This window comes from Pseudomonas sp. DW-iso3 (assembly GCF_058725305.1).
This window is the reverse complement of sequence record NZ_JBZXDZ010000005.1, coordinates 441,869-465,285: the sequence shown is the minus strand read 5'-3', so window position 1 is coordinate 465,285 and position 23,417 is coordinate 441,869. Positions and strand designations below refer to the sequence as shown.

22 protein-coding genes are annotated in these 23,417 nt (G+C 62.8%); 11 read left to right on the top strand and 11 right to left on the bottom strand.

From position 1 onward, the window contains the following. Positions 1 to 340 precede the first annotated feature (340 nt). The 4 genes from AC4PS7_RS17225 to AC4PS7_RS17210 are packed head-to-tail and all read left to right on the top strand — an operon-like array spanning position 341 to position 4,967. Positions 341 to 1,045, top strand: coding sequence for an ABC transporter ATP-binding protein (locus AC4PS7_RS17225; protein ID WP_010209535.1), 705 nt, complete (start codon positions 341 to 343; stop codon positions 1,043 to 1,045). Next, positions 1,042 to 2,259 carry an ABC transporter permease gene (locus AC4PS7_RS17220; RefSeq protein WP_042572135.1) on the top strand — a complete coding sequence of 406 codons (1,218 nt, stop codon included), beginning with the start codon at positions 1,042 to 1,044 and terminating at the stop codon, positions 2,257 to 2,259. The genes AC4PS7_RS17225 and AC4PS7_RS17220 overlap by 4 nt, the downstream gene beginning before the upstream one ends. After that, complete coding sequence (locus tag AC4PS7_RS17215) at positions 2,252 to 3,730, top strand: TolC family protein (protein WP_042572134.1); 1,479 nt, start codon at positions 2,252 to 2,254, stop codon at positions 3,728 to 3,730. The genes AC4PS7_RS17220 and AC4PS7_RS17215 overlap by 8 nt, the downstream gene beginning before the upstream one ends. Then, complete coding sequence (locus tag AC4PS7_RS17210) at positions 3,720 to 4,967, top strand: efflux RND transporter periplasmic adaptor subunit (RefSeq protein WP_010209530.1); 1,248 nt, start codon at positions 3,720 to 3,722, stop codon at positions 4,965 to 4,967. The genes AC4PS7_RS17215 and AC4PS7_RS17210 overlap by 11 nt, the downstream gene beginning before the upstream one ends. A 231-nt stretch (positions 4,968 to 5,198) precedes the next feature. On the opposite strand, the gene AC4PS7_RS17205 is transcribed toward AC4PS7_RS17210, so the two are convergent. The 11 genes from AC4PS7_RS17205 to AC4PS7_RS17155 all read right to left on the bottom strand — a co-directional run bounded on the left by AC4PS7_RS17205 (position 5,199) and on the right by AC4PS7_RS17155 (position 16,118). Beyond that, entirely contained in the window at positions 5,199 to 6,590 is a 1,392-nt protein-coding gene (locus AC4PS7_RS17205) for an FAD/NAD(P)-binding protein (RefSeq protein ID WP_350488115.1), read from the bottom strand. A gap of 12 nt (positions 6,591 to 6,602) precedes the next feature. Continuing rightward, positions 6,603 to 7,370, bottom strand: coding sequence for an ABC transporter ATP-binding protein (locus AC4PS7_RS17200; RefSeq protein ID WP_492179642.1), 768 nt, complete (start codon positions 7,368 to 7,370; stop codon positions 6,603 to 6,605). A gap of 3 nt (positions 7,371 to 7,373) precedes the next feature. Continuing rightward, entirely contained in the window at positions 7,374 to 8,714 is a 1,341-nt protein-coding gene (locus tag AC4PS7_RS17195; RefSeq protein WP_010209526.1) for an ABC transporter substrate-binding protein, read from the bottom strand. Between the two features lie 46 nt (positions 8,715 to 8,760). Next, positions 8,761 to 9,810 (bottom strand): branched-chain amino acid ABC transporter permease, encoded by a 1,050-nt coding sequence (locus AC4PS7_RS17190; RefSeq protein WP_492179641.1) that lies wholly within the window; start codon positions 9,808 to 9,810, stop codon positions 8,761 to 8,763. Positions 9,811 to 9,814: 4 nt separating this feature from the next. Further along, the gene (locus AC4PS7_RS17185; protein WP_010209524.1) at positions 9,815 to 10,696 is read right to left on the bottom strand and encodes a branched-chain amino acid ABC transporter permease; all 882 of its coding nucleotides are present in this window, start codon (positions 10,694 to 10,696) and stop codon (positions 9,815 to 9,817) included. Then, positions 10,693 to 11,466, bottom strand: coding sequence for an ABC transporter ATP-binding protein (locus AC4PS7_RS17180; RefSeq protein ID WP_021492783.1), 774 nt, complete (start codon positions 11,464 to 11,466; stop codon positions 10,693 to 10,695). The genes AC4PS7_RS17185 and AC4PS7_RS17180 overlap by 4 nt, the downstream gene beginning before the upstream one ends. Further along, positions 11,463 to 12,365: an acyl-CoA synthetase family protein gene (locus AC4PS7_RS17175; RefSeq protein WP_021492784.1), complete on the bottom strand. Its 903-nt coding sequence runs from the start codon at positions 12,363 to 12,365 to the stop codon at positions 11,463 to 11,465. The genes AC4PS7_RS17180 and AC4PS7_RS17175 overlap by 4 nt, the downstream gene beginning before the upstream one ends. A 121-nt stretch (positions 12,366 to 12,486) precedes the next feature. Further along, on the bottom strand, positions 12,487 to 13,866 hold the full coding sequence (locus tag AC4PS7_RS17170; protein WP_010209520.1) for an LLM class flavin-dependent oxidoreductase: 1,380 nt from the start codon (positions 13,864 to 13,866) through the stop codon (positions 12,487 to 12,489). Then, on the bottom strand, positions 13,866 to 14,192 hold the full coding sequence (locus AC4PS7_RS17165; RefSeq protein WP_010209519.1) for an acyl-CoA dehydrogenase: 327 nt from the start codon (positions 14,190 to 14,192) through the stop codon (positions 13,866 to 13,868). The genes AC4PS7_RS17170 and AC4PS7_RS17165 overlap by 1 nt, the downstream gene beginning before the upstream one ends. An 11-nt stretch (positions 14,193 to 14,203) precedes the next feature. Next, positions 14,204 to 15,400, bottom strand: coding sequence for an SfnB family sulfur acquisition oxidoreductase (locus tag AC4PS7_RS17160; RefSeq protein ID WP_492179640.1), 1,197 nt, complete (start codon positions 15,398 to 15,400; stop codon positions 14,204 to 14,206). A 154-nt stretch (positions 15,401 to 15,554) separates the two neighbouring features. Then, positions 15,555 to 16,118 carry a helix-turn-helix domain-containing protein gene (locus AC4PS7_RS17155; RefSeq protein WP_010209517.1) on the bottom strand — a complete coding sequence of 188 codons (564 nt, stop codon included), beginning with the start codon at positions 16,116 to 16,118 and terminating at the stop codon, positions 15,555 to 15,557. 92 nt (positions 16,119 to 16,210) lie between these two features. Here AC4PS7_RS17155 and AC4PS7_RS17150 point away from each other — a divergent pair, with 92 nt between their 5' ends. From AC4PS7_RS17150 to AC4PS7_RS17120, 7 genes are all read left to right on the top strand, one after another. Next, the gene (locus tag AC4PS7_RS17150; RefSeq protein WP_492179639.1) at positions 16,211 to 17,140 is read left to right on the top strand and encodes a DMT family transporter; all 930 of its coding nucleotides are present in this window, start codon (positions 16,211 to 16,213) and stop codon (positions 17,138 to 17,140) included. Between the two features lie 210 nt (positions 17,141 to 17,350). Next, positions 17,351 to 20,272, top strand: coding sequence for a monovalent cation/H+ antiporter subunit A (locus AC4PS7_RS17145; RefSeq protein ID WP_492179638.1), 2,922 nt, complete (start codon positions 17,351 to 17,353; stop codon positions 20,270 to 20,272). Further along, positions 20,272 to 20,616 carry a Na+/H+ antiporter subunit C gene (locus tag AC4PS7_RS17140; protein WP_003192163.1) on the top strand — a complete coding sequence of 115 codons (345 nt, stop codon included), beginning with the start codon at positions 20,272 to 20,274 and terminating at the stop codon, positions 20,614 to 20,616. Before AC4PS7_RS17145 ends, AC4PS7_RS17140 begins: the two co-directional genes overlap by 1 nt. Next, positions 20,613 to 22,295, top strand: a complete 1,683-nt coding sequence (locus tag AC4PS7_RS17135) for a monovalent cation/H+ antiporter subunit D (RefSeq protein WP_010209510.1) — start codon at positions 20,613 to 20,615, stop codon at positions 22,293 to 22,295. Before AC4PS7_RS17140 ends, AC4PS7_RS17135 begins: the two co-directional genes overlap by 4 nt. Then, positions 22,292 to 22,780 (top strand): Na+/H+ antiporter subunit E, encoded by a 489-nt coding sequence (locus tag AC4PS7_RS17130; protein WP_010209508.1) that lies wholly within the window; start codon positions 22,292 to 22,294, stop codon positions 22,778 to 22,780. Before AC4PS7_RS17135 ends, AC4PS7_RS17130 begins: the two co-directional genes overlap by 4 nt. Beyond that, positions 22,777 to 23,055 (top strand): K+/H+ antiporter subunit F, encoded by a 279-nt coding sequence (locus AC4PS7_RS17125; protein WP_010209507.1) that lies wholly within the window; start codon positions 22,777 to 22,779, stop codon positions 23,053 to 23,055. Before AC4PS7_RS17130 ends, AC4PS7_RS17125 begins: the two co-directional genes overlap by 4 nt. Beyond that, positions 23,052 to 23,390, top strand: coding sequence for a Na+/H+ antiporter subunit G (locus AC4PS7_RS17120; protein ID WP_010209506.1), 339 nt, complete (start codon positions 23,052 to 23,054; stop codon positions 23,388 to 23,390). The genes AC4PS7_RS17125 and AC4PS7_RS17120 overlap by 4 nt, the downstream gene beginning before the upstream one ends. The last annotated feature ends 27 nt before the right edge of the window (positions 23,391 to 23,417 follow it).

Here is a 23,417-nt window from a genome sequence, read left to right as displayed (position 1 = left end):
ATTGTTTAAAAAAATAATTTGATTTTTTATACCGGGGCCATCGTTCGAAAGCAAGTAGTGACACACCGCCATATGATCGAAAGCCTCGGCTGGCGGGCTCGACGGGGGAGTCCCAAGCGGGTTTCGCCCGGTCTTTCACCCTCGCAGGTAGGCATTTTCCCAAGCTTGAGCCGCTCTATATCGATGGCTGGCGGAGCGCCTGGAACGCGGTTAGTATTCAAACAATATTTTAAAAACAAGAAACAAAAGCAGTCCATGACGCATCCCCGGCCAACCTCCCAACTTGTTACAAAGCTTTACTGGGGCGGCTGACGGCAGCGTCGAGACTGAAGGCGTATTCATGACAGATACCCCCGCGCACCCAGGCTTGATCTCCCTGCAAGGCATCGGCAAACGCTATCAGCTGGCCGGGCAGCACCTGTCCATTCTCAATGATGTGTGCCTGTCCATCGCCCGCGGCGACAGCTGCGGCATCCTCGGCGCCTCCGGCTCCGGCAAAAGCACCCTGCTCAATATCCTCGGCCTGCTGGACCTGCCCAACTGTGGCCAATACCACTTTGCCGGCCACGATATCTTCACGGCCACGCCCGACCAGTTGGCGGCCATCCGCAACCAGCAGATCGGTTTTGTGTTCCAGAGCTTCAACCTGTTGCCACGCCTCAGCGCTCTGGACAATGTCGCCCTGCCCCTGAGTTATCGCGGCGTGTCGCGCCATGAATCGGTGGAGCAAGCCCTGCGCATGCTCGAACAAGTCGGCCTGGCCGACCGCGCCCACCATCGCCCCGCCGACCTGTCCGGCGGCCAGCGCCAGCGGGTTGCCATTGCCCGGGCGCTGGTAGGCAAGCCCTCGGTGATCCTCGCCGACGAACCCACCGGCAACCTCGACAGCACCACCGCCCAAGACATCATGGAACTGCTGCTGACGCTCAACCGCGAACAACAGGTCACCCTGATCATCGTCACCCACGACCCACACATCGCCGAGCGCCTGGACCGCAAGATCCTAGTGCGCAATGGCGTGGTGCAAGAGGCCGGGTGCCCATGACCGAGCGGGTAAAGAGCAGCCTGCGGGTCGAACAGAACTTCAGCCAACTGCTGCATGAAGCCTTCGTCAGCCTGCGCACCCTGGGCAAGCGCTCGATCCTGGCCCTGCTGGGTATCGTGATCGGCAGCTCGTCGGTGGTTGCGCTGATCAATATCGGCCACAACGCGGCAGTGGATGCCGCGATGATTTTCAAGGACATGGGCACCGACACCCTGATCGCACAGTTCCCCCCCAAAGGCGCCAGCACTGTCCCGATGCCCGCCCGCCTCGACCTGGACGCCGTGCGCCAGACGGTGCCGGGCATTGCCCATGTCGGCGCCCTCACACTGTTCAGCGGCCCCATCGTGTTCCATGGCCGTACCGTCAACGCCAACTTAGTCGGCAGCACCCCGGACATCAAGGACGCGATGCGCTTGGCGTTGCAACAGGGGCGCTTCCTGTCGGGTTTCGATGCCAACGAAACCTATGGTGTGATCGGCGACCAAGTGGCCCAGTCACTCGGAGCGCCAGGTGACCCGTTGCGTTTGGGCGATCGCGTGCGCATCAACGACTACCTGTTCCTGATCGTGGGCATCCTGCGCAGCCAGCCACGGGCGATGCTGATGCCGGTGCAAGCCAACGAGTCGCTGTTCATTCCCGCCGAAGGCATGCGCCGCATCTATGCAACGCCGCAGATCGGCAACCTGATCATCCGCGCTGCGCCCGGCCAGGACATGGAGCGTATCGCCAAGGACGTGGCTGTCGCGCTGCAACCCCAACTGACCGACCACGATGTGGACATCCAGGTGCCCCAGCAGATGATCGACGGCATGACCCGGCAAAGCCGCACCTTCGCCTACCTGCTGCTGGCCCTGGGCGCAATCTCACTGGTGGGCGGTGGCGTGGGGGTGATGAACGTGATGCTGATGAACGTTTCGGAGCGCCGCCGCGAGATCGGCATCCGCATGGCGCTCGGCGCGCGTCAGCGAGATATCCGCAACCTGTTCCTGCTCGAAGCCGTGACCCTCACCGCCGTCGGTGCCCTCTGCGGCGCCGTGCTGGGCCTGACCGCCGCCTGGTTGTACGCCTGGCTGTCGGGCTGGGAATTTGCCCTGGCGATTGCTGCCTTGCCATTGGGGGTGGGCAGTACGTTGCTGGTGGGGTTGTTCTTTGGCATCTACCCGGCGGTCTCGGCCTCACGTTTGCAGCCGGTGGAGGCCCTGCGCGATGAATAAATGGCTCTGGCTGCTCGTCTTCGCCAGCCTGCCCGGCATGGCCGCCGACGTGGTAATCAAGCCATCGGCACCCAGTACGACCCGCAGCGGCTATGACCGGGGCGTCTCGTTGAATGCCCAGGTCACCAGCCTGACCCTGGGCGACGCGGTGTACCTGGGTCTGCGCAACAACCCGGCGATCCGCAGCGCCTACCTGCAACGGGTGGCGCAGAAATTCGACCTGCGCGTGGCCGAAGACGAGTTCAACCCCAAGCTCACCCTCAACAGTTATTACCGCAGCACCCGCGGCTCGGCCGACAATGCGCGCAATGCCAACGTGGCGCCGGCCACCAGCCTGCTCGGCGAGTACGGCACGCGCCTGAGCATGGCCTGGACCCAGCAGTTGAACAACGCCGACCGCGCCGGCCGCTACCGCAGTGACGGCCTTGACCTGGCGATCATCCAGCCGCTGATGCGCGGCGCCGGCTGGGACGCCACCACCGCACCGCTGCGCCTGTCACGGCTGTCGGAGCAGGCCAACCGCCTGAACCTCAAGGCCACCGTGGCACAGACCATCAGCCAGATCATCGCCACCTACCGCGAACTGCTGCGCGCCCAGGAGCAGTTGAGCATCGTGCAGGACGCCCTCAAGCGCTCCGGCACCTTGCTGGAAGTGAACAAGGCGCTGATCAATGCCGGGCGCATGGCTGAGTTCGAGATCGTGCAGACAGAAGCCGATATCGCCACCCAGCAACTCGGCGTGGAAGAAGCGCAGAACCAACTGGACACCAACCGCCTGGCCCTGCTGCGCCTGCTGGCCCTGGACCTGTCCACACCGATTCGCGCCACCGAAGCCCTGGAGGCCAGGCCCATGCAGATCGACAAGCGCCAGGCCTTTACCCTGGCCCAGACCCAGCAACCGGAGTACCTGGCGGTCTTGCTCGGCAGCCAGCAGGCCGACCTCAACCTGGTAATCGCCAAGGACTCCGGGCGCTGGCAGGTGGACTTGGTGACCGGTGCCAACCAGATACGCGCCAACACCGATAACAACGCCGGCCGTTCCAACAACCGCACCTGGGACAGCTACGCCGGGGTGCAGGTGCAAATCCCCATCGGCGACATCAGTACGCGCCAGGCTGAAGTGCGCGCGCGGGTGAATGTGGAGGATCAGGAGATCCGTATCACCGACGCGCGCCAGGCCCTGGAGCGCAGCGTCAATGATGTGGTGCGCGACCTCGGTACCCGTTGGCGCCAATATGAAATCTCCCAGCGCGCCGTGGAGTTGTCGCGGCGCAAGATCGAGATCGAGCGGGAAAAACTCAGCGCCGGACGTTCCACCAACTTCCAGGTGCTGAGTTTCGAGACCGACCTGCGCAACGCCGAAAACGCGCAGCTGAATGCGCTGATCGCTTATTTGAACGCCCAGACCCAGCTCGACTTGACCCTGGGCATGACGCTGGAAAGTTGGGAAATTGCCCTCAATGACTACTAATCAGAAACGCCTGCTGGGCGCTGTACTTATTCTCTTACTGGGCGGCGCGGTCCTGACCTTGCGCAGCCCTGCCTCCGATCCGGTTGGCACCCAAGAGCAGTGGCAGGCCGTCAAGCCCGAGGCGTTGGTGCACCAGATCGGCCTGGTCGGCAAGATCGAGCCCGACACCACTATCACCCTCACCGCGCCTTTCGACGGCAATGTGCAAGCCAATCTGGTGGAGCAAGGCCAGCGCGTCGAGGCCGGCCAGGTACTGTTGCGCATGGACCCGGCGACCCTGGAGGTGCAACTGCGCGACGCCCTTTCCGCCCAACTCAAGGCCCGGCGCACCGTGCAGGAAATGCAGGACTGGGACAACGGCCCTACCGTCACCCGCGCGCGCCGCAGCTTACGCACCGTCGAAATGACAGCCGGTAATACCCAGCGCAAACTTACCGAAAGTGAAAACCTGTTCAAGCGCGGCATCATCCCACGCAACGAACTCGATGACCTCAAGCAGCAGACCCAGCAGCAACAGCTGGACCTTGCCTCCGCGCGCAGCGAACTGCAGCAGGCCATCGACCAGGGCAAGGGCGAATACCGCCAGATCGCCGACATGGAACTGACCAATGCCACGGTGAAATACGACGCCCTGCACAAGCTGCTCGAAGGCAAGGAAGTCAAGGCGCCGTTCTCCGGCATTGTGGTGCCACCACCCGGCAATAATTCACCTCAGGCTGGCGGCAACAACACGGCCCCGGTGCAAGCCGGCAGCAAGGTCAGTCAGGGTCAGGTGCTGTTTGGCCTGGCGAACATCGAACGGCTTAAAATCGTCGCCAAGGTCTCGGAGCTGGACATCAACCAGTTGCATCAGGGCCAGGCAGTGGAAGTGCTGGGGGATGGTTTTGACGGCGAGCGACTGACTGGCTCGGTAAGCGTGGTGAGCGGCTTGGCGATTGCCGGTGACAGCCAGGGCAGCGCGCAGTTTCCAGTGACCCTGTCGATCCCCAAACTCACGCCGCAGCAGTTGCAGCGGGTGCGGCTGGGGATGAGTGCGCGGTTGACTATTGTGACTTACAACAATGCGCAGGCGATTGTGATTCCGAGCCAGGCGATCCGGGCGGATAAGACGGTCGAATACCGCGAGGCGATGGATAAGCCGTCGGAGCGGGTGAAGGTGACCACCGGGCAAGCGACGGCCCAAGGCGTGGAAGTGTTCGGCCTCAAACCCGGCTTCGTGAAAACAAACCCCTTGTAGGATCTGCCTTGCCCGCGAAGCCGACCTGACAGCCAACCTCTCTCCAACTGTTGCCCCGCGATCCAAATGTGGGAGCGGGCTTGCCCGCGAAGGCAGCCTGACAGCCACCCACTCTCCTACTGTTGCCCCGCGATCCAAATGTGGGAGCTGGCTTGCCCGCGAAGGCGGCCTGACAGCCAACCACTCTCCTACTGTTGCCCCGCGATTCAAATGTGGGAGCTGACAAGCCCGCTACAGGGTGAGTCGTGCGGCCAGCGCCTTGGCTTGCAGCGCTACATCCGTCACTGCGGTGCTTTCCCACCACATCCCGCGCAACGGCGGGCCCATGGCGAACAGGCGCCGGCTGATAGTGCCCTCGGCGTCCAGCACCGCGCCCGACGCATCCGCCGCAATCCCCAACGCCAGCGGCCCGGGGCGGACCAGTCCACGTTTGAGCAATTGCTGCGGCAGCGGACGAGCCACGCGGCGCCAGTCGTATTCGATGCCGCTGGAGTTGATCAGCGCTGCGCCCGAAACCAGGGTGATGGCTTGCTCGCCGCGATGACGCAAGCGAATGGTCACGCCTTCAGCCGAAGGCTCCAAGCCCTTGAAGGAGGCTGCCCGAATCCTCAAACGCCCCTCATCATGCAAGCGTGCCACCAACTGCGCGCTCAACGGCGGCGAACGGTGATGATGGCTTTCCCACCACGGCCGCACATGCCGCACGAACTGGCGTTTCTCGCGCTCGCTGGCCTGGCTCCACAGGCGGCCGATGTGCGCGCGCACGGTGTCCAGCGGCGCTTGCCAATCAATGCCCTGCGTTTGCGCGATAGCGCATTGCCGACGGACTTCGCGCAACAACTGCCGTGGGCTGCGCAGACGGTGATCCTCGCCGAGAAAATCCACCCAGCTCGGCGGTTGCCGGCGCACATGGGGCAGCAAGCCATGACGCGAGAAAACCTCGACGGGCCCGCGATGCCCGGCCTGTTCCAGGGAGACCACGGCGTCGACCATAGTCAGCCCCGACCCGATGATCAGCACCGGCGCTTGTGGATCAATCCCGGTCATCGCCTTGACATCCCACGGGTCCACCGCCGCCGCGTTCAGCCCTGTGGATTCGGTCTGTGGTGTACGGGCCGCCGGGAACATGCCGGTGGCCAATACCGCAAACCCGCCGCGCAGTTGCTGGCCGTTATCGAGGGTCAGCAGCGTCGAGGCTTCCTCCACTTGCAGGTCGACCACTTCGCCGCGCACGTGCTCGACGCTGGATGCGGACTGCGCCCTGGCCTCAGCCAAGTGCTGCTGGGCGTACAAACCAAAAATCCCGCGCGGCGGGAACAGTTCGCTGATCGGCACGTGTTGCTGGTCGGACTCGGGCCAGCCACCGGCGCCGATGTAGTCGGTGAGCCATTGGGTCAGGTCGTCGGCATTGTCCGGGTCGACACTCATGCGCGCCGCATTGCCGTTCAGGGTATGGCCCAGTTCGACAGCACTGTAGGCCTCGCCGCGCCCCAGTTCCGCGCGCGGCTCGATCACCAGGATCCGGCGTTGGCCAGGCAGGCGCAGCAGTTGCACGGCCAGCATCGTGCCGCTCAGGCCGCCGCCGATGATCAGTACATCAGCGTTGCGGATGGATTCAGTCATGCAGAGTCGCCCTTACCGTTTGCCCAGATAAATTTCATGCAAGTCACCCCGCGCCAACAGTTCAGCGGCACTGCCACTCAAGGCCACGCGCCCAGTATCCAATACGTAGCCGTGGGACGCATAGTTCAGCGCGACGTTGATGTTCTGCTCGGCGATCAGGAAGCTCACCTGCTGCTCGCGGTTGAGCTGACCGATGATCTCGAAAATCTCCTGCACGATCATAGGCGCCAAACCCATGGATGGCTCGTCGAGCAGTACCAAAGTAGGACGGGTCATCAACGCCCGGCCGATGGCGACCATCTGCTGCTCGCCGCCCGAGGTGAGGCCGGCGCGGGTGTGGCGCTTGGTCTTGAGCCGTGGGAACCAGGCGTAGAGGCGTTCGAGGTCGTGCTCCATCTCCTGGCGGCTCAGGCGCCGGACAAAACCACCGCTGCGCAGGTTATCTTCCACGCTCAGTTGGCCGAACACATGGCGACCTTCCAGCACGTGGACCATGCCCTGGCGCACGCGCTGGCTGGGGTCGATGCCGGCCAGGTCGGTGCCAGCGTATTCGATCGTGCCCAGGCTGACCTCGGCCCGCTCGGCACGCACCAACCCGGAGATGGCCTTGAGCGTGGTGCTCTTGCCGGCGCCATTGGCACCGAGCAAGGCCACGATCGCGCCCTTGGGTACGCTCAGCGACACACCGGCTACCGCGAGGATCGCGCCGTCATAGATCACTTCGATGTCGTTGACGCTTAACAGTGCCTGGCTGGCGGATTCAGCGGCGGGCTGGCTCATGGTTTATTCATCCCCGGTGCAGGTACGCGGCGTCAGGCCTTTTTCCTTGGCGAACGCTGCCGATTTGTCATCGATCAGCGGGCGCAACAGCGCGCGGTCGGCGGCGATCCAGTCGCTGATCAGCGTCCAGTTGGCGCCGTCCCACTGTTGCACTCGCGCCGACCCACCACCTTCATGGTCGCGGCACGACAGCTTGAGGTTCTGCATCAGGCCCAGGTAGCCCATGTCCTTCAAGCGCGCATCGTCGATGTTCAGGTGCTCCAGGCCCCAGCGGCCTTCTTCGCCATTGAGCGGGCGCTTGCCGAACTTGGCCTGGCCGGTGCGAATCGCTTCTACCGCCACGGCGGCGTTCACCAGGCCGGAGTTGTAGTAGACGCTGCCGAAGTTCTTCAGGTCCTTGAGGTCGCTGTGGCCCTTGTCGAGGATGTACTGCTTGAGGCGTTTGTGGATCTCGAAATCAGCCCCGGCCGGGTATGGCGTGAGGGCCAGGTAGCCCTTGGCGGCGGCACCGGCGGGCAACACGTCTTCGCTGGAGCTGGCCCAGATATCGCCGATGATGTGGTCGACCGGGAAGCCGAAGCGCGCGGCGGTCTTTACCGCGACCGGCGTGGACACACCCCAGGTGCGCAGGAACACCCAGTCCGGGTTGGCCTGACGCACCTGCCGCCATTGCGCGGATTGTTCGTTGCCGGGATCGGCCACCGGAATCTGGATGTTTTCGAAGCCGTACTTTTCCGCCAGCAACTTCAGCGGGCCGAGGGTTTCGCGACCATAGGCCGAGTCGTGGTAGACCGTGGCGATCTTCTTGCCCTTGAGTTTGTCGAAGCCGCCTTCGCGCTGGGCGATGTAGTTCACCAGCGTCGATGCCTCGCTGTAGAAGGTCAGCATCACCGGGAAGTTGTAAGGGAACACGGTGCCGTCAGTGGCTTCGGTGCGGCCGTAGCCGAGGGTGATCAGCGGGATCTTGTCGACCTCCGCGCGCTCGCTCAGCGCATACGCCGCTGGCGCGCCGTTGGGCTGGTAGACCGCGACCGGCGCGCCATCCAGGCCATTCTTGAAGCGCTCATAGCACTCGATGCCCTTCTCCGCCGTCCACTCGGTTTCGCACTCCTGCCACACCAGCTTTACGCCATTGATGCCGCCTTCGACCTCGTTGATATAACGCAAATAGTCGATCATCCCGGCCCACACCTGCACACCGCTGGAGGCGTAGGCGCCCACGCGATAGGTGGCCAGGGGAATGAACTGCTGGTCCGGCGAGGCCGTCGCCTGGGGGACCGCACCGGCCAGGGTTGCCAGCGTAAACGCGGCGCCGATCAAGGAACGTTTCAAGGATGCACGCATGGGGGCTCTCTATCAGTCAGTAAAATAAACAGTCAGTCGAAAAGGCTCAGAAACGCAGCGGCCACTGCCGCACACGGTCACGCAGGTTGTGCAACAGGCGAATCAAACCCTCGGGTTCCTTGATCAAGAACACGATGATCAACACGCCAAAGATGATTTTCTGCAGGTTCTGCAACTGCCCCGCATCCACCGAACCGCCGAAGAGTGCCTGGCCGGCATGGCTGAGGAAGATCGGCAGCAGGCTGATGAAGGCCGCACCGACAAAGTTGCCGGCGATGCTGCCCATGCCACCGATAATGATGATGAACAGGATCTGGAAGGAACGATTGATATCGAAGCTACTGGCGCTGGCCGTGCCCAGGTAGGCAAAGGCCCACAGCGCGCCGGCAATCCCTAAGTAAAACGAGCTGACCGCAAACGCCAGGCGCTTGTAGCGCACCACCGGGATGCCGACCACGGCGGCGGCGGTGTCCATGTCACGGATCGCCATCCAGTTGCGCCCGACCTGGCTGCGCACCAGATTTATCGCGGTCCAGGTCAACAGCAGCACGGTGACCAGGGTCAGCAGGTAACGGCCCAACGGCGTGTTGAGGTCATGACCGAACAGCGCCAGCTTCGGCGCGGAAATGGTCCCTGACGAACCGTAGTTGTAGAACCAGGGGAGCTTGACGAACAGCCACTCCAGGAAAAACTGCGCGGCCAGGGTGGTGACCATCAGGTAGAAGCCCTTGATCCGCGAGCTCGGCAGGCCAAACAGCAGGCCGACCAAGGCGCTGATGATGCCACCGCCGAGCAGAGCCACCGGCAACCCCAGCTCCGGCAGGCGCAGCAAAAACCCATAGGTCGCAAACGCGCCGACGGCCATGAAGCCGGCCGCCCCCACTGAGGTCTGGCCGGTGTAGCCGGTGAGCAGGTTCAGGCCCAGCCCGGCCAGCGACAGCACCAGGAACGGGATCAGGATCGCGTTCAGCCAATAGTCATTGCCCCACAGCGGCACCACGATAAAGGCCAGCGCCAACAGGCCGATCAGGGCCCAGGGGATGCGCCGCTGAATCAGCAGCAACGGCGCGGTGTCTTGAGCAACGGGGATCGACATGGTTTCAGACTCGCTCGATGGCGCGCTCGCCGAACAGGCCGGCGGGACGGATATACAGGAAGGCCAGGGCCAATACATAGGCGAACCACGGCGTGATGCCGCCGCCAATCAATGGGCCGATGTACACCTCGGCGAGGTTCTCCGCCGCGCCGACAATCAGCCCGCCGACAATCGCCCCGCCAATCGAGGTAAACCCGCCGATGATCAGCACCGGCAAAGCCTTGAGCACCACCAGCGACAAGGAAAACTGTACGCCCTGGCGCGCGCCCCACAGCAGGCCAGCCACCAGCCCGACAATGCCCGCCACCGCCCAGACGATCTGCCAGATGCGGTTGAGGTTGATGCCGATGGACAGCGCCGCCGTGGTGTCATCCGCCACCGCACGCAGCGACACACCGATGCGGGTCTTGTTGAACAGCAGCGCCAGCACGGTCACCAGCACCACAGCGGCGGCGGCAGCGATCAGGTCGAACTGGCTGAGCATCAGCGGGCCAACGAACAGCGGCACGTCGTCGATGCCCAGGTCAAGGGCGCGCACCTGGGAACCCATCAAGCCCTGGGCCAGGCCTTCGATAATGAACGACAGGCCCAACGTGGCCATAAACAGGGTGATTTGCGAACGGTTTACCAGCGGCCGCAGCACCAAACGTTCGATGAGCAAGGCGCCGACGATCATCACGATCACTGTCACCAGCAGCGCCAGGGCAAACGGCACGCCTTGGTCATGCAGGCTGACGAATGTCAGCGCGGCAAACAGCAGCATCGAGCCCTGGGCGAAATTGAACACACCACTGGCCTTGTAGATCAGCACGAAGCCGATGGCAACCAGCGAGTACATGGTGCCGGCGAGCAGGCCGCCGAGCAGGGTTTCGAAGAAGAACGTCATGCGTTTACAACTCCCAGGTAGGCCGCGATCACCTCGGGATTGGCCTGCACGTCGGCTGGTGTGCCGTCGCCGACCTTGCGCCCGTAATCGAGCACCACCACATGGTCGGACAGGCCCATCACCACGCCCATGTCGTGTTCGATCAACACCACGGTAGTGCCGAGGTCGCGGTTTACGTCGGCGACGAAGCGCGCCATTTCCTGTTTTTCTTCGGCATTCATGCCAGCCATGGGCTCATCCAGCAGCAACAGGCTCGGCCCTGCGATCAACGCCCGGCCGAGTTCCACGCGCTTTTGCAGGCCGTAGGACAGGTTGCCCACCAACACATCGCGATGGGCTTGCAGCTCAAGGAATTCGAGAATGCCCTGGGCCCGCAGCCGGAATGCTTCGGCTTCTCGGCGTGCGCGGGGCAAGCCCAGGGCCTGTTCGATAACGCTGCTGCGCATGTGGCGCGACAGGCCGGTGAGAATGTTGTCGAGCACGCTCATCTTCTTGAACAGCGCGTTGTTCTGGAAGGTGCGGCCAATGCCCCGGCGCGCGGCCCCCAAGGGGTCGATGCGGTGGAAGTGCTGGTCTTCGAAGACGATCTCGCCGGCGTCGAAGCGATACACACCATTGAGCACGTTGAGCAGCGAGCTTTTACCGGCACCATTGGGCCCGATCAGCGCGCAGATTTCGCCGCGCGCCACCTCGAAGGACAAGGCATTGATCGCCTTGACGCCCTTGAACGACAGCGAAATATCCCGCACTTGGAGAATGGCCTGGCTCATGCGATGTCCCGCTTGAATTCCGCCAGCCACGCCGGCGAAGGGGTGGATTTGACGGGTTGCCAGATATACGCCAGTCGCTGGAAACCCAGGAGTTTGCGCACGCGGTTTTTCAGCAGGCGACGCAGGCCGCTTTGAGGATGGGCGATGGCCCAGTCGCAGAGGCGCCGACGCCAGGTGCCGTGGGGCGCCAGGCGGCTTTCGATCTCGTCGGCCAAGTGCTGCAGGCGTGCGGGCGACAACAGCAGGCCGGTGGGAGCGACTTCACTGCGATCACGTCGCGCCGACGCCAGGCTTTCCGGAAAGGCCAGGCCATGGCCGCTGTTCAGCCACTGCTCCAGGACCACCGCCAGGCCGCCCTGCCAATGGGTGCCCTCTTCGCTCCACAATGAAGTTTCGCCTGTGGGGTGCCACCAACGTGCGAAGTGTTGCGCGGGCGCCAACGGACCGAGCAATTGGACGAAGTCCAACAAATTGGCCGACTGCCAATGGCGCACGGTCTGGCGGTTCTGCACATAAGAATGGGTGGGGCGAATGCGCCACAGGTGCGGCTGGAGCGCCTCGGGTTCCAGGTCATCGGCCAGGGTCAGGACCTGCCCGCCGATGGATTGCGCCGCCAGCGCCAGCAACAACAGGTTCGGCTCGAACGCACCGCTCAGGGCCAGCCGCGAGTGCTCGCTGAAACCTTGCTGGCGCAAGCCATCGGCCAGGCGCTCGACGTCACGCAATGCGTCAATCCAGCGCCACGCGTACCACTGCCCCTGGCGCTTGTGGCGCAGGGCGGTGTGCAGCGGCGTGATCTGCGCCCAGTGCTGCAGTTGTTCCAGCGCCTTGGGCAGGTTGCCGAGGAGTTCGGCAGGCCATTCCAGGACCAGCGGACGTTTGAGTTCGTGCACGCTCATAGGGGGGTTGCTCCTATTGGTGGTGTGCGTGCGGTGGTCCGCTGGCGGGTATCGATCAAACAATAAAGATCAAACGGTGGGAGCTGGCGTGCCTGCTCCCACATTGACCGAGGTGTTTCAATCAGAGACGGGTGGCTTTGAGGTCGCGGTAGCTGGCGCCAGGATGGTTAGACGCCAACCTCGCACCGTCGCCAAACAACTTCTCGCGCAAGGTGCCCTGGGCGTATTCGGTCTTGTACACACCACGCTTCTGCAACTCCGGCACCAGCAGGTCCACGGCGTCGATGAAGGTTTCATGGGTCAGTGCATAGGCTAGGTTGAAGCCGTCGACATCGGTCTCTTCGACCCATTCCTGCAACAGGTCCGCCACGGTTTCCGGGCCGCCGACAAACAGCGGGCCAAAACCGCCGATGCCGACCCAATCGGCCAGTTCGTTTGGCGTCCAGACTTTGTTCGGGTCCGCCGTGGAGAAGGCTTCCACCGCCGATTGAATCGCGTTGGTGTGCACGTGCTTGAGCGGTTCATCAGGCTTGAACTGGCTGAAGTCGATACCGGTCCAGCCAGAGATCAGCGCCATCGCGCCTTCGTAGCTGACGTAGGATTTGTATTCGTCAAACTTGGCCTTGGCCTTGGCGTCGGTCTCACCGACGATCACCGTCTGCAGGTTGAAGATCAGGATCTTCTGCGGATCCCGCCCGGCTTCGGCGGCGCGGCGACGGATGTCGGCGACCGTCTTTTTCAGCAGCACCTTGGAGGGCGCGGCGACGAATACGCACTCGGCCTGTTCAGCGGCAAACTGCTTGCCACGGCTGGACGCACCGGCCTGGTAGAGAACCGGCGTGCGCTGCGGCGACGGCTCGCAGAGGTGAATGCCGGGCACCTGGAAGTGTTTGCCGACATGGCGGATTTCGTGGATCTTGCTCGGGTCGCTGAAAATCCGGCGCTCACGGTCACGCAAGACAGCGCCCTCCTCCCAACTGCCTTCCCAGAGTTTGTAGCAAACCTCCAGGTATTCCTCGGCGTAGTCGTAGCGCGCGTCGTGTTCGGTCTGGGCTTGCTGCCCGAGATTCTTGGCGCCGCTTTCCAGGTAGGAGGTGACGATGTTCCAGCCGACGCGGCCCTTGGTCAGGTGGTCGAGGGTGGAGAGACGGCGGGCGAACGGGTACGGATGCTCAAAGGACAGCGAAGCGGTGAGGCCAAAACCTAGATGCTCGGTGACCAAGGCCATCGGCGCGATCAGCGACAACGGATCATTGACCGGCACCTGTGCGGCCTGGCGAATCGCCGCATCACCGTTGCCGTTGTAGACGTCATAAATACCGAGCACGTCGGCGATAAACAGGCCGTCAAACTTGCCTCGTTCGAGGATTTTCGCCAGGTCGGTCCAGTATTCCAGATCCTTGTACTGCCACGAACGGTCACGCGGATGGGCCCACAGTCCCGGAGATTGGTGGCCGACACAATTCATGTCGAAGGCATTCAAGCGGATTTCACGGGACATCAAAGCACTCCGTTGAGGTGATAATTGCCGACGACCTGGTATTTCCAGCGCAGGGGGTCGTCGAGGGTCGACGGCAGTGCGGTGCGTTGCCCGGTGAGTTCGAATTCGGCGTTGCTCGCGGCGATCAGGGCTTCGGCGGCGGCAATTTGCGCTTCGGTGGCGGCCACCGGGCTGGGGTGGGTTTCGGCGCGTTCCAACAGGGCAGCGGCGACATCGACGCGGATCTGTAAGTCGCCAAAGCGGCTGATCACGTAAGGGTCAGCGCTTTTCTCGACATGCCGGCGGGTGCTGTCCAAGAGTTGGCGCGCAAGGCTCAGTGCGGTCATGGTTAAGCTCCTTAGTTCCAGGGGTGGCGCGCGGGTTTCACGCCGTTGAGCACGAAATTACCGATCAGGTGATATTTCCAGCGGGCCGGGTCGTGCAGGGTGTGGGTGCGCGCATTGCGCCAGAAACGGTCGAGGTTGTGCTTGCCGGTGACCGAGCGGGTGCCGGCCAGTTCGAAGAGTTTGCTGCTGGCGAGCAAGGCGGTTTCGGCGGACAACACTTTGGCCTGGGCGACGACCAGCGAGGCATGGGCGACGGAGTCTTCACTCGGCTCGGCAAGGGCGCGGTCCACCGCCTGGCCGGCCTTGGCGAGGATGGCTTCGGTGCCGTGCACCCGCCATTCCAGGTCGCCGATGGCGGCGATGGTGAACGGGTCTTGCCAGCCGTGATCCTGCTGGCTGTCGATCCATGGGCGTGCCTGGCGCGCGAAAATCTTCGCCTGCTCAAGGGCGCCGAGGGCGATGCCGGTATCGACGGCAGCCTGGATAATTTGCGAGATCGGGCCATCGGCCGTGGGTTGATCAAAGGCCAGGTGCGCAGGGACTACCGCGCTCAACGGCACGGTGACGCCATCGAGGGTCACGCCGCCGCTGGCGGTGGTGCGCTGACCAAAGCCATCCCAATTGTCGATCACGGTCAGGCCTGGTGCATCGCGCTCGACAAAGCCAATGAACGCCTGGCCGTGTTCGTTATTGCCGACCGTAGGCACGATATGGGCAAACAGCGCGCCGGTGCAGTAGAACTTCTCGCCGTTGATTTGCGCGGTTTCACCGTGGAAGCGAATCTGCGTGTCGAAGGTGCCGGCGTTTTTGCTCTTGGCTTCGGAGAAGGCGTTGCCGAAGCGGTAGCCCTGGAGGACTTTGCCGAAGTAGTGCTGCTTTTGTGCCTCTGTGGCCGTTTGCAGCAGGATGTCCACCACGCCCAAGTGGTTCTGCGGGATCTGCCCCAGGGACGGGTCGGCGGCGGAGATCAATTTGATCACCTCGGCGACCGTCACATAGGACACTCCTGCGCCGCCGTACTCTTTGGGAATGGTGATGCCCCACAGGCCGCTGGCAGAGAATTCGTCGAGTTCGGCCACCGGCAGGCGACGCTCACGGTCGCGCGCGCTGGCGTCGACGGCAAAACGTGCGGCCAGGCGCGTGGCGACTTCGATGGCTTCCGCGTCCGAGCGGATGACATGGGCAGGGTGTTGAGGGTGGGCTGACATGGGCCGACTCCAGGCTCCGAGGGGATACTGGAGTGATTGCAGGAGTCGTGCCTGAATCTAATCGCCAATAAAATCAGCGGGTTGCTGGCAATTAAGCGCAGTAGCGCGTAGTTCAAACCAGCAAAGTGTCCATCCACTGTTGCCGGGCGAACAGTTAGATCACCACGTTGCGCACAAACCGCACAGCCACGTCGCCGTCATTGCGATAGCCATGGACGTGACGGCTGGCGAACATATAAAACTCACCGGCGGCAACGCGCTTCTCTTCATCGCCCACCAGCAATGTGAGGCAGCCGTCGAATACAAATAGCTGCACGCTCCAGCCATCCGGGTCGGGGTCGGGACTGTAGCGATCACCTGGCTCCAGTTGCATTTCCCATAATTCGACCTCACGCCGCGCCGTGGCCTTCGCCAACAGCACCGCTTTGCTCCCCGGAATTTCACCCGCCCAGGCCAGTTCGTTGATGCGGCTGTGGTCAGGCGCATCCGGGGCCTGGATCAGGTCACTGAAGGCTACGTCCAACGCTTCGGCGACACGGTCGAGGGTGGACAAGCTGACATTCTTTTCCCCTGCCTCGATGGCCACCAGCATGCGCCGGCTGACCCCGGATTTTTCCGAAAGCGCGGTCTGGCTCAGGTCGGCGGCGTGGCGCAGGCGACGAACGTTCTGGCTGACGTGCTGCAGGACCGAAGCCCGGTGTGGATTTTCTTTGTGCACTATATTGCTCAATGGGTGGGTGTGCGCAGTATACTGCCCAGCGTGCGGCGCATTGTGCGGTCCGTGCCTTTCCCTTGCAAGACCGAGCCGCCATGACCACCCCAAACTCCCCTTCGCGTTTCAACCGCTTCAGCAAAGCCGAATGCATCCTGGTGGTGATCACCATGATCTGGGGCGGCACCTTTTTGTTGGTGCAGCATGCGATGACCGTCAGCGGCCCGATGTTTTTCGTCGGCCTGCGGTTTGCGGCGGCGGCCATCGTGGTGGGGTTCTTTTCCTTGCGCACCCTGCGCGACCTGACCCTGTTCGAGTTGAAGGCCGGGGTGTTTATCGGCGTAGCGATCATGTTTGGCTACGGATTGCAGACCATTGGCCTGCAGACGATCCTGAGCAGCCAGTCGGCGTTTATCACCGCGCTCTATGTGCCCTTCGTGCCATTGCTGCAATGGCTGGTGCTAGGGCGGCGCCCGGGGTTGATGCCGAGCATCGGTATCATGCTGGCGTTCACCGGGCTGATGCTGCTGACCGGGCCGGCGGGCGCTTCGCTGAATTTCAGCCCTGGTGAAATCGCCACCTTGATCGGGGCGGTCGCGATTGCGGCGGAGATCATCCTGATCAGTGCCTTTGCCGGCCAGGTGGATGTGCGCCGGGTGACCGTGGTGCAACTGGCCACGGCATCGTTGCTGTCGTTCCTGATGGTGGTGCCGATGGGCGAAGCATTGCCGGGTTTCTCCTGGCTGTTGCTGTTCAGCGCAGTGGGCCTGGGCTTGACCAGTGCGGTGATCCAGGTCGCCATGAACTGGGCCCAGCAAAGCGTATCGCCAACCCGTGCCACGTTGATTTATGCCGGTGAGCCGGTGTGGGCAGGCGTGGTGGGGCGAATCGCCGGGGAGCGCTTCCCGCCGATTGCGATGGTGGGCGCGGCGTTGATTGTGGCGGCGGTGATTGTCAGTGAGATGAAGACCAAGGGGCAGAAGGCCCTCGAATTGCGCAATGAGCGGGAACAGGAACAGCAGGGATAAGGTCCGAATGCTTGCAGTGGCTGTCAGATCGCCATCGCAAGCAAGCCCGGCGCCTACAGAGGGCGGTGTGGACACTGGAACAGGCTCGCTTGAAACAAAGCTAAATGAGCGGTTTCGGCCTACCTTGTAGGATCCTGCCACATCTTGCCGTTTGGTGATCGTGAAAGCGGCACGTATGATGCATCCCAAACTTCCGCAGATTAGAAGCCTATGTCCCTGATAGTTCTACTGCTTCTGCCGTTTATTGGCAGCTGTCTGGCGGCCTTGCTGCCGCACAACGCACGTAACACCGAATCCCTGTTGGCCGGCCTTGTCGCACTGGTCGGTACTATTCAAGTCGCACTGCTTTACCCTCAGATCGCCCACGGTGGCGTGATCCGCGAAGAATTCATGTGGTTGCCCAGCCTTGGGCTGAACTTCGTTTTGCGCATGGACGGGTTTGCCTGGCTGTTCTCGATGCTGGTGCTGGGCATCGGCACGCTGGTGTCGCTGTATGCGCGCTATTACATGTCGCCGGACGACCCGGTGCCGCGCTTCTTCGCGTTTTTCCTGGCATTCATGGGCGCCATGCTCGGGCTGGTGATCTCCGGCAACCTGATCCAGATCGTGTTCTTCTGGGAACTGACCAGCCTGTTCTCGTTCCTGCTGATTGGCTATTGGCACCACCGCGCCGATGCGCGACGCGGCGCATACATGGCGTTGATGGTCACCGGCGCCGGCGGCCTGTGCCTGTTGGCGGGCGTGATGCTGCTGGGGCATATCGTCGGCAGCTATGACATGGACCGGGTGCTGGCGGCGGGCGATCAGATTCGCGCCCATTCGCTGTACCCGGTCATGCTCGCCCTGGTACTGATCGGCGCCCTGAGCAAAAGCGCCCAGTTCCCCTTCCACTTCTGGCTGCCCCACGCGATGGCGGCCCCCACGCCGGTGTCGGCGTATCTGCATTCGGCGACGATGGTGAAGGCCGGCGTGTTCCTGCTGGCCCGCCTGTGGCCCTCGCTGTCCGGCAGCGAAGAATGGTTCTGGATCGTCGGCGGTGCCGGCGCGCTCACCCTCATCCTCGGCGCCTACTGCGCCATGTTCCAAAATGACCTCAAGGGCCTGCTGGCCTACTCCACCATCAGCCACCTCGGGCTGATCACCTTGCTGCTGGGTCTCAACAGCCCACTGGCTGCCGTCGCAGCCGTTTTCCATATTCTCAACCATGCCACGTTCAAGGCCTCGCTGTTCATGGCGGCCGGCATCATCGACCATGAGAGCGGCACGCGGGACATCCGCAAGCTCAGCGGGCTGGTCAAGCTGATCCCGTTTACCGCGACCCTGGCGATGGTCGCCAGTGCCTCGATGGCCGGCGTGCCGCTGCTCAATGGATTCCTGTCCAAAGAGATGTTTTTTGCCGAGACCGTGTTTATCTCATCGACCGCGTGGGTCGAAATTGCCCTGCCGCTGATTGCGACGATTGCCGGCACGTTCAGCGTGGCCTATGCCCTGCGCTTTACCGTGGATGTGTTCTTCGGTCCGCCTGCCACCCATCTCCCGCACACGCCCCACGAACCGCCGCGCTGGATGCGCGCGCCGGTCGAGTTGCTGGTGTTCACCTGCCTGCTGGTGGGGATCTTCCCGGCTCAGGTGGTCGGTTCGATCCTCGCTGCCGCCGCCCTGCCCGTCGTCGGCGGTGAACTACCGGAATACAGCCTGGCGATCTGGCACGGCTGGAACGCGCCGATGATCATGAGCCTGGTGGCGATGTCCGGCGGCGTGGTGTTGTACCTGCTGCTGCGCAAGCAACTCAAGCGCGGTCGCTTCAAATACCCGCCCATCATCAGTTACTTCAACGGCAAGCGCGGCTTCGAGCGCAGCCTGGTAGTGATGATGCGCGGCGTGCGCAAGATCGAAAAACGCATCAGCACCAAGCGCCTGCAGACTCAACTCTTCTTGCTGGTATTGGTGGCGGTGATCGGCGGCATGATCCCGATGCTCAACAGTGGCTTGAGCTGGGGCGATCGCCCGAAAATCCCAGGCTCCATCGTGTTCGTGACCCTGTGGCTGCTGGCAATTGCCTGCGCCCTGGGTGCCGCCTGGCAAGCCAAGTACCACCGGCTGGCGGCCCTGACCATGGTCAGCGTGTGCGGCCTGATGACCTGCGTGACCTTCGTGTGGTTCTCGGCGCCGGACCTGGCGCTGACCCAGTTGGTTGTGGAAGTGGTCACCACCGTGCTGATCCTGCTGGGTCTGCGCTGGCTGCCCCGGCGGATAGAGGAGGTGTCGCCATTGCCGAACACCTTGCGCAAAGCGCGGATTCGACGGGTACGCGACTTCCTGTTGTCGACCGTGGTGGGTGGCGGCATGGCGTTGCTGTCCTATGCGATGCTGACCCGCCAGACGCCCAACGATATCTCCTCGTTCTACCTCAGCCGTGCCCTGCCCGAAGGTGGCGGCAGCAATGTGGTGAACGTGATGCTGGTGGATTTCCGCGGCTTCGACACACTGGGTGAAATCACCGTACTTGGCGCCGTGGCGCTGACGGTATACGCCCTGCTGCGCCGCTTCCGCCCGTCCAAGGAAAGCATGCAATTGCCCGCGCAACAGCGTCAGTTGGCGCCGGACGTGGCCACCGACCTGGTCAACCCGCGCCAGGCCAGCGACACCGCCCTGGGCTTCATGATGGTGCCGGCGGTGCTGGTGCGCCTGCTGCTGCCGATTGCGCTGGTAGTGTCGTTCTACCTGTTCATGCGCGGGCACAATCAGCCAGGCGGCGGGTTTGTCGCGGGCCTGGTGATGTCCGTGGCGTTTATCCTGCAATACATGGTTGCCGGCACGCAGTGGGTCGAGGCGCAGATGAGCCTGCGGCCGATGCGCTGGATGGGCTTTGGCCTGTTCTCGGCGACGCTGACCGGTCTCGGCGCACTGTTTGCCGGGTATCCATTCCTCACCACCCACACCTGGCATTTCAGCCTGCCGGTGCTCGGCGATATTCACATCGCCAGCGCCTTGTTCTTCGACGTCGGCGTGTACGCCATGGTCGTAGGCTCCACGCTGCTGATGCTCACCGCCCTCGGTCACCAGTCCGTGCGTGCCCATAAACCGAGCAACCAGGCCAAAGTAGTTGCCGCAACGGAAGGAGCCGCCTGATGGAAGAAGTCATCGCAATTGCCATTGGGGTCCTGGCGGCCTCCGGCGTCTGGCTGATCCTGCGGCCACGGACATTCCAGGTGGTGATGGGGCTGTGCCTGCTGTCGTACGGGGTCAACCTGTTCATTTTCAGCATGGGCAGCCTGTTTATCGGCAAGGAGCCGATCATCAAGGACGGCGTGCCACAAGACCTGCTCAACTACACCGACCCGCTGCCCCAAGCGCTGGTGCTCACCGCCATCGTGATCAGCTTCGCCATGACCGCGCTGTTTCTGGTGGTGCTGCTGGCCTCACGGGGCCTGACCGGCACTGACCACGTGGATGGCAGGGAGCCCAAGGAATGAATTGGGTCAACCAACTGATCGTCGCCCCCATCCTGCTGCCGTTGCTCACCGCCGCACTGATGCTGATGCTCGGCGAAAAACGCCGTCCGCTGAAGGCCAAGATCAACCTGTTCTCCAGCGTCATCGGCCTCGGCATCGCGATCCTGCTGTTGTACTGGACGCAAAAAGGCGGCCCCGGCTCGATTGGCGTCTACCTGCCGGGCAACTGGCAGGTGCCATTCGGCATCGTGCTGGTGGTCGATCAACTCTCGGCGTTGATGCTGGTGCTTACCGGGATCATCGGTGTGAGCGCGCTGCTGTTCGCCATGGCCCGTTGGGACCGTGCCGGCACCAGCTTCCATGCACTGTTCCAGATTCAGATGATGGGTTTGTATGGCGCATTCCTCACGGCGGACCTGTTCAACCTGTTCGTGTTCTTCGAGGTGCTGCTGGCGGCGTCCTATGGTTTGATGCTGCACGGTTCCGGCCGTGCGCGGGTGTCGTCGGGGCTGCATTACATTGCGATCAACCTGCTGGCCTCGTCGCTGTTCCTGATTGGCGCGGCGATGATCTACGGTGTCACCGGCACGCTGAACTTCGCGGACCTGGCGCTGAAAATCCCGCTGGTGCCCGAGGCCGATCGCGGACTGTTGCACGCAGGTGCCGCTATCCTCGCGACCGCGTTCCTGGCCAAAGCCGGCATGTGGCCGCTGAACTTCTGGCTGGCCCCCGCCTACTCCTCGGCCAGCGCGCCGGTGGCGGCGATGTTTGCGATCATGACCAAGGTCGGCGTGTACACCGTGCTGCGCCTGTGGACCCTGTTGTTCTCCGGCCAGGCCGGTGCATCGGCATTGTTTGGCGGCGATTGGCTGGTGTATGGCGGCATGGCAACCATCCTCTGCGCCGGTTTGGCGATGGTGGCGGCGCAGCGGCTGGAGCGCATGGCCAGCTTGAGCATTCTGGTGTCGGCGGGAATCTTGTTGTCTGCCGTCGGTTTCGCTCAACCAAGCCTGACGGCGGGAGCGCTTTTCTATCTGGTCAGCTCGACGTTGGCGCTGAGTGCGCTGTTCCTGCTGGCTGAACTGATCGAACGTTCGCGCTCGGCCAATGACCTGCCACTGGATGAGGAAATCGATGCGTTGCCCAAGGCCATGGAATCCCTGCATCCACGGCCCGGCGTGAACCTCGACGATGAACAGAAAGCCGTGGTCGGCCAAGTGATTCCCTGGACCATGGCCTTCCTTGGCTTGAGCTTTGTTGCCTGTGCACTGCTGATTATCGGCATGCCGCCGCTGTCCGGGTTTATCGGCAAGCTCAGCTTGTTGAGCGCGCTGGTCAATCCGCTGGGTCTGGGTGTCAGCATTGACGCGCCGATACGCCCGGCTGCCTGGGGCTTGGTCGCACTGTTGATCCTGTCTGGCCTGGCCTCGCTGATCGCTTTCGCCCGCCTGGGCATCCAGCGTTTCTGGACCCCGGAAGAGCGCCCTTCGCCGCTGCTGCGTCGCTACGAGTGCCTGCCGATCTTCTTCCTGCTGGGTCTGAGCATCCTGCTCACCTTCAAGGCCGAGCCGTTGATGCGCTACACCCAGGACACAGCCGTCAGCCTGAACAACCCGGAACACTACGTGATGGCGGTGATGGCCACGCGTCCGGTGCCAAGCCCTGAAGCCAAGACCGCCGCGCTGGAGGTGCAACCATGAAGCGCCTGTTCCCTGCCCCGTGGTTGTCGCTGGCGTTGTGGTCGTTGTGGCTGGTGCTGAACCTGTCCGTGAGTCCCGGCAACCTGCTGCTGGGCGCCTTGCTGGGCTTTCTTGCGCCATTGATGATGGCGCCGCTACGCCCCTTGCCGATCCGCATTCGCCGCCCTGGGGTGATCATTCGCCTGTTCTTCCTGGTCGGCCGCGATGTAATCATCTCCAACCTGCAAGTGGCCTGGGGCGTATTGATGTGCGGCACACGAGCGCCGCGGTCGCGCTTCGTCAAGATCCCCCTGGACCTGCGCGACCCCAACGGCCTGGCTGCGCTGTCGATGATCACCACCGTGGTGCCCGGCACTATCTGGTCGGAACTGGCGCTGGACCGCAGCATCCTGCTCTTGCACGTGTTTGACCTGGAGGACGAAGCGCCCTTCATCGAGCACTTCAAGACCACCTACGAACGGCCCCTGATGGAGATCTTCGAATGAGCGCCCTGCTCTCCAATGCGATCCTGTTGAGCCTGTTCCTGTTCTCGCTGGCCATGGTGCTGACACTGATCCGCCTGTTCAAAGGCCCGTCGGCCCAGGATCGGGTCCTGGCGCTGGACTATTTGTACATCCTGGCGATGCTGATGATGCTGGTGCTGGGCATTCGTTATGCCAGTGACACGTACTTTGAAGCGGCGCTGCTGATTGCGCTGTTTGGCTTCGTGGGCTCGTTTGCCCTGGCGAAATTCCTGCTGCGTGGGGAGGTGATTGAATGATGCCGTTATGGGTGGAAGTGATCGTGGCCGTGCTGCTGGTATTGAGCAGTGTGTTTGCGTTGATTGGCGCGATTGGCTTGCTGCGGATGAAAGACTTTTTTCAGCGCATGCACCCGCCGGCACTGGCCTCGACCTTGGGCGCATGGTGCGTGGCGCTGGCGTCGATCATCTACTTTTCGGTGCTCAAGTCCGGGCCGGTGTTGCACGGGTGGTTGATACCGATTTTGTTGTCGATCACGGTGCCAGTGACCACGTTGCTATTGGCCCGCACCGGACTGTTCCGCAAGCGTATGGCCGGTGATGATGTGCCGGCCGAGGTCAGCAGCCGCCGCTGATTCATCAAGCGAACACCCTTAAAAAAT

Excerpts from the sequence above, each read along its gene's own strand:
- AC4PS7_RS17225 (WP_010209535.1), top strand. The coding sequence starts at position 341 with ATGACAGATACCCCCGCGCACCCAGGCTTGATCTCCCTGCAAGGCATC.
- AC4PS7_RS17220 (WP_042572135.1), top strand. The coding sequence starts at position 1,042 with ATGACCGAGCGGGTAAAGAGCAGCCTGCGGGTCGAACAGAACTTCAGC.
- AC4PS7_RS17215 (WP_042572134.1), top strand. The coding sequence starts at position 2,252 with ATGAATAAATGGCTCTGGCTGCTCGTCTTCGCCAGCCTGCCCGGCATG.
- AC4PS7_RS17210 (WP_010209530.1), top strand. The coding sequence starts at position 3,720 with ATGACTACTAATCAGAAACGCCTGCTGGGCGCTGTACTTATTCTCTTA.
- AC4PS7_RS17205 (WP_350488115.1), bottom strand. The coding sequence starts at position 6,590 with ATGACTGAATCCATCCGCAACGCTGATGTACTGATCATCGGCGGCGGC.
- AC4PS7_RS17200 (WP_492179642.1), bottom strand. The coding sequence starts at position 7,370 with ATGAGCCAGCCCGCCGCTGAATCCGCCAGCCAGGCACTGTTAAGCGTC.
- AC4PS7_RS17195 (WP_010209526.1), bottom strand. The coding sequence starts at position 8,714 with ATGCGTGCATCCTTGAAACGTTCCTTGATCGGCGCCGCGTTTACGCTG.
- AC4PS7_RS17190 (WP_492179641.1), bottom strand. The coding sequence starts at position 9,810 with ATGTCGATCCCCGTTGCTCAAGACACCGCGCCGTTGCTGCTGATTCAG.
- AC4PS7_RS17185 (WP_010209524.1), bottom strand. The coding sequence starts at position 10,696 with ATGACGTTCTTCTTCGAAACCCTGCTCGGCGGCCTGCTCGCCGGCACC.
- AC4PS7_RS17180 (WP_021492783.1), bottom strand. The coding sequence starts at position 11,466 with ATGAGCCAGGCCATTCTCCAAGTGCGGGATATTTCGCTGTCGTTCAAG.
- AC4PS7_RS17175 (WP_021492784.1), bottom strand. The coding sequence starts at position 12,365 with ATGAGCGTGCACGAACTCAAACGTCCGCTGGTCCTGGAATGGCCTGCC.
- AC4PS7_RS17170 (WP_010209520.1), bottom strand. The coding sequence starts at position 13,866 with ATGTCCCGTGAAATCCGCTTGAATGCCTTCGACATGAATTGTGTCGGC.
- AC4PS7_RS17165 (WP_010209519.1), bottom strand. The coding sequence starts at position 14,192 with ATGACCGCACTGAGCCTTGCGCGCCAACTCTTGGACAGCACCCGCCGG.
- AC4PS7_RS17160 (WP_492179640.1), bottom strand. The coding sequence starts at position 15,400 with ATGTCAGCCCACCCTCAACACCCTGCCCATGTCATCCGCTCGGACGCG.
- AC4PS7_RS17150 (WP_492179639.1), top strand. The coding sequence starts at position 16,211 with ATGACCACCCCAAACTCCCCTTCGCGTTTCAACCGCTTCAGCAAAGCC.
- AC4PS7_RS17145 (WP_492179638.1), top strand. The coding sequence starts at position 17,351 with ATGTCCCTGATAGTTCTACTGCTTCTGCCGTTTATTGGCAGCTGTCTG.
- AC4PS7_RS17140 (WP_003192163.1), top strand. The coding sequence starts at position 20,272 with ATGGAAGAAGTCATCGCAATTGCCATTGGGGTCCTGGCGGCCTCCGGC.
- AC4PS7_RS17135 (WP_010209510.1), top strand. The coding sequence starts at position 20,613 with ATGAATTGGGTCAACCAACTGATCGTCGCCCCCATCCTGCTGCCGTTG.
- AC4PS7_RS17130 (WP_010209508.1), top strand. The coding sequence starts at position 22,292 with ATGAAGCGCCTGTTCCCTGCCCCGTGGTTGTCGCTGGCGTTGTGGTCG.
- AC4PS7_RS17125 (WP_010209507.1), top strand. The coding sequence starts at position 22,777 with ATGAGCGCCCTGCTCTCCAATGCGATCCTGTTGAGCCTGTTCCTGTTC.
- AC4PS7_RS17120 (WP_010209506.1), top strand. The coding sequence starts at position 23,052 with ATGATGCCGTTATGGGTGGAAGTGATCGTGGCCGTGCTGCTGGTATTG.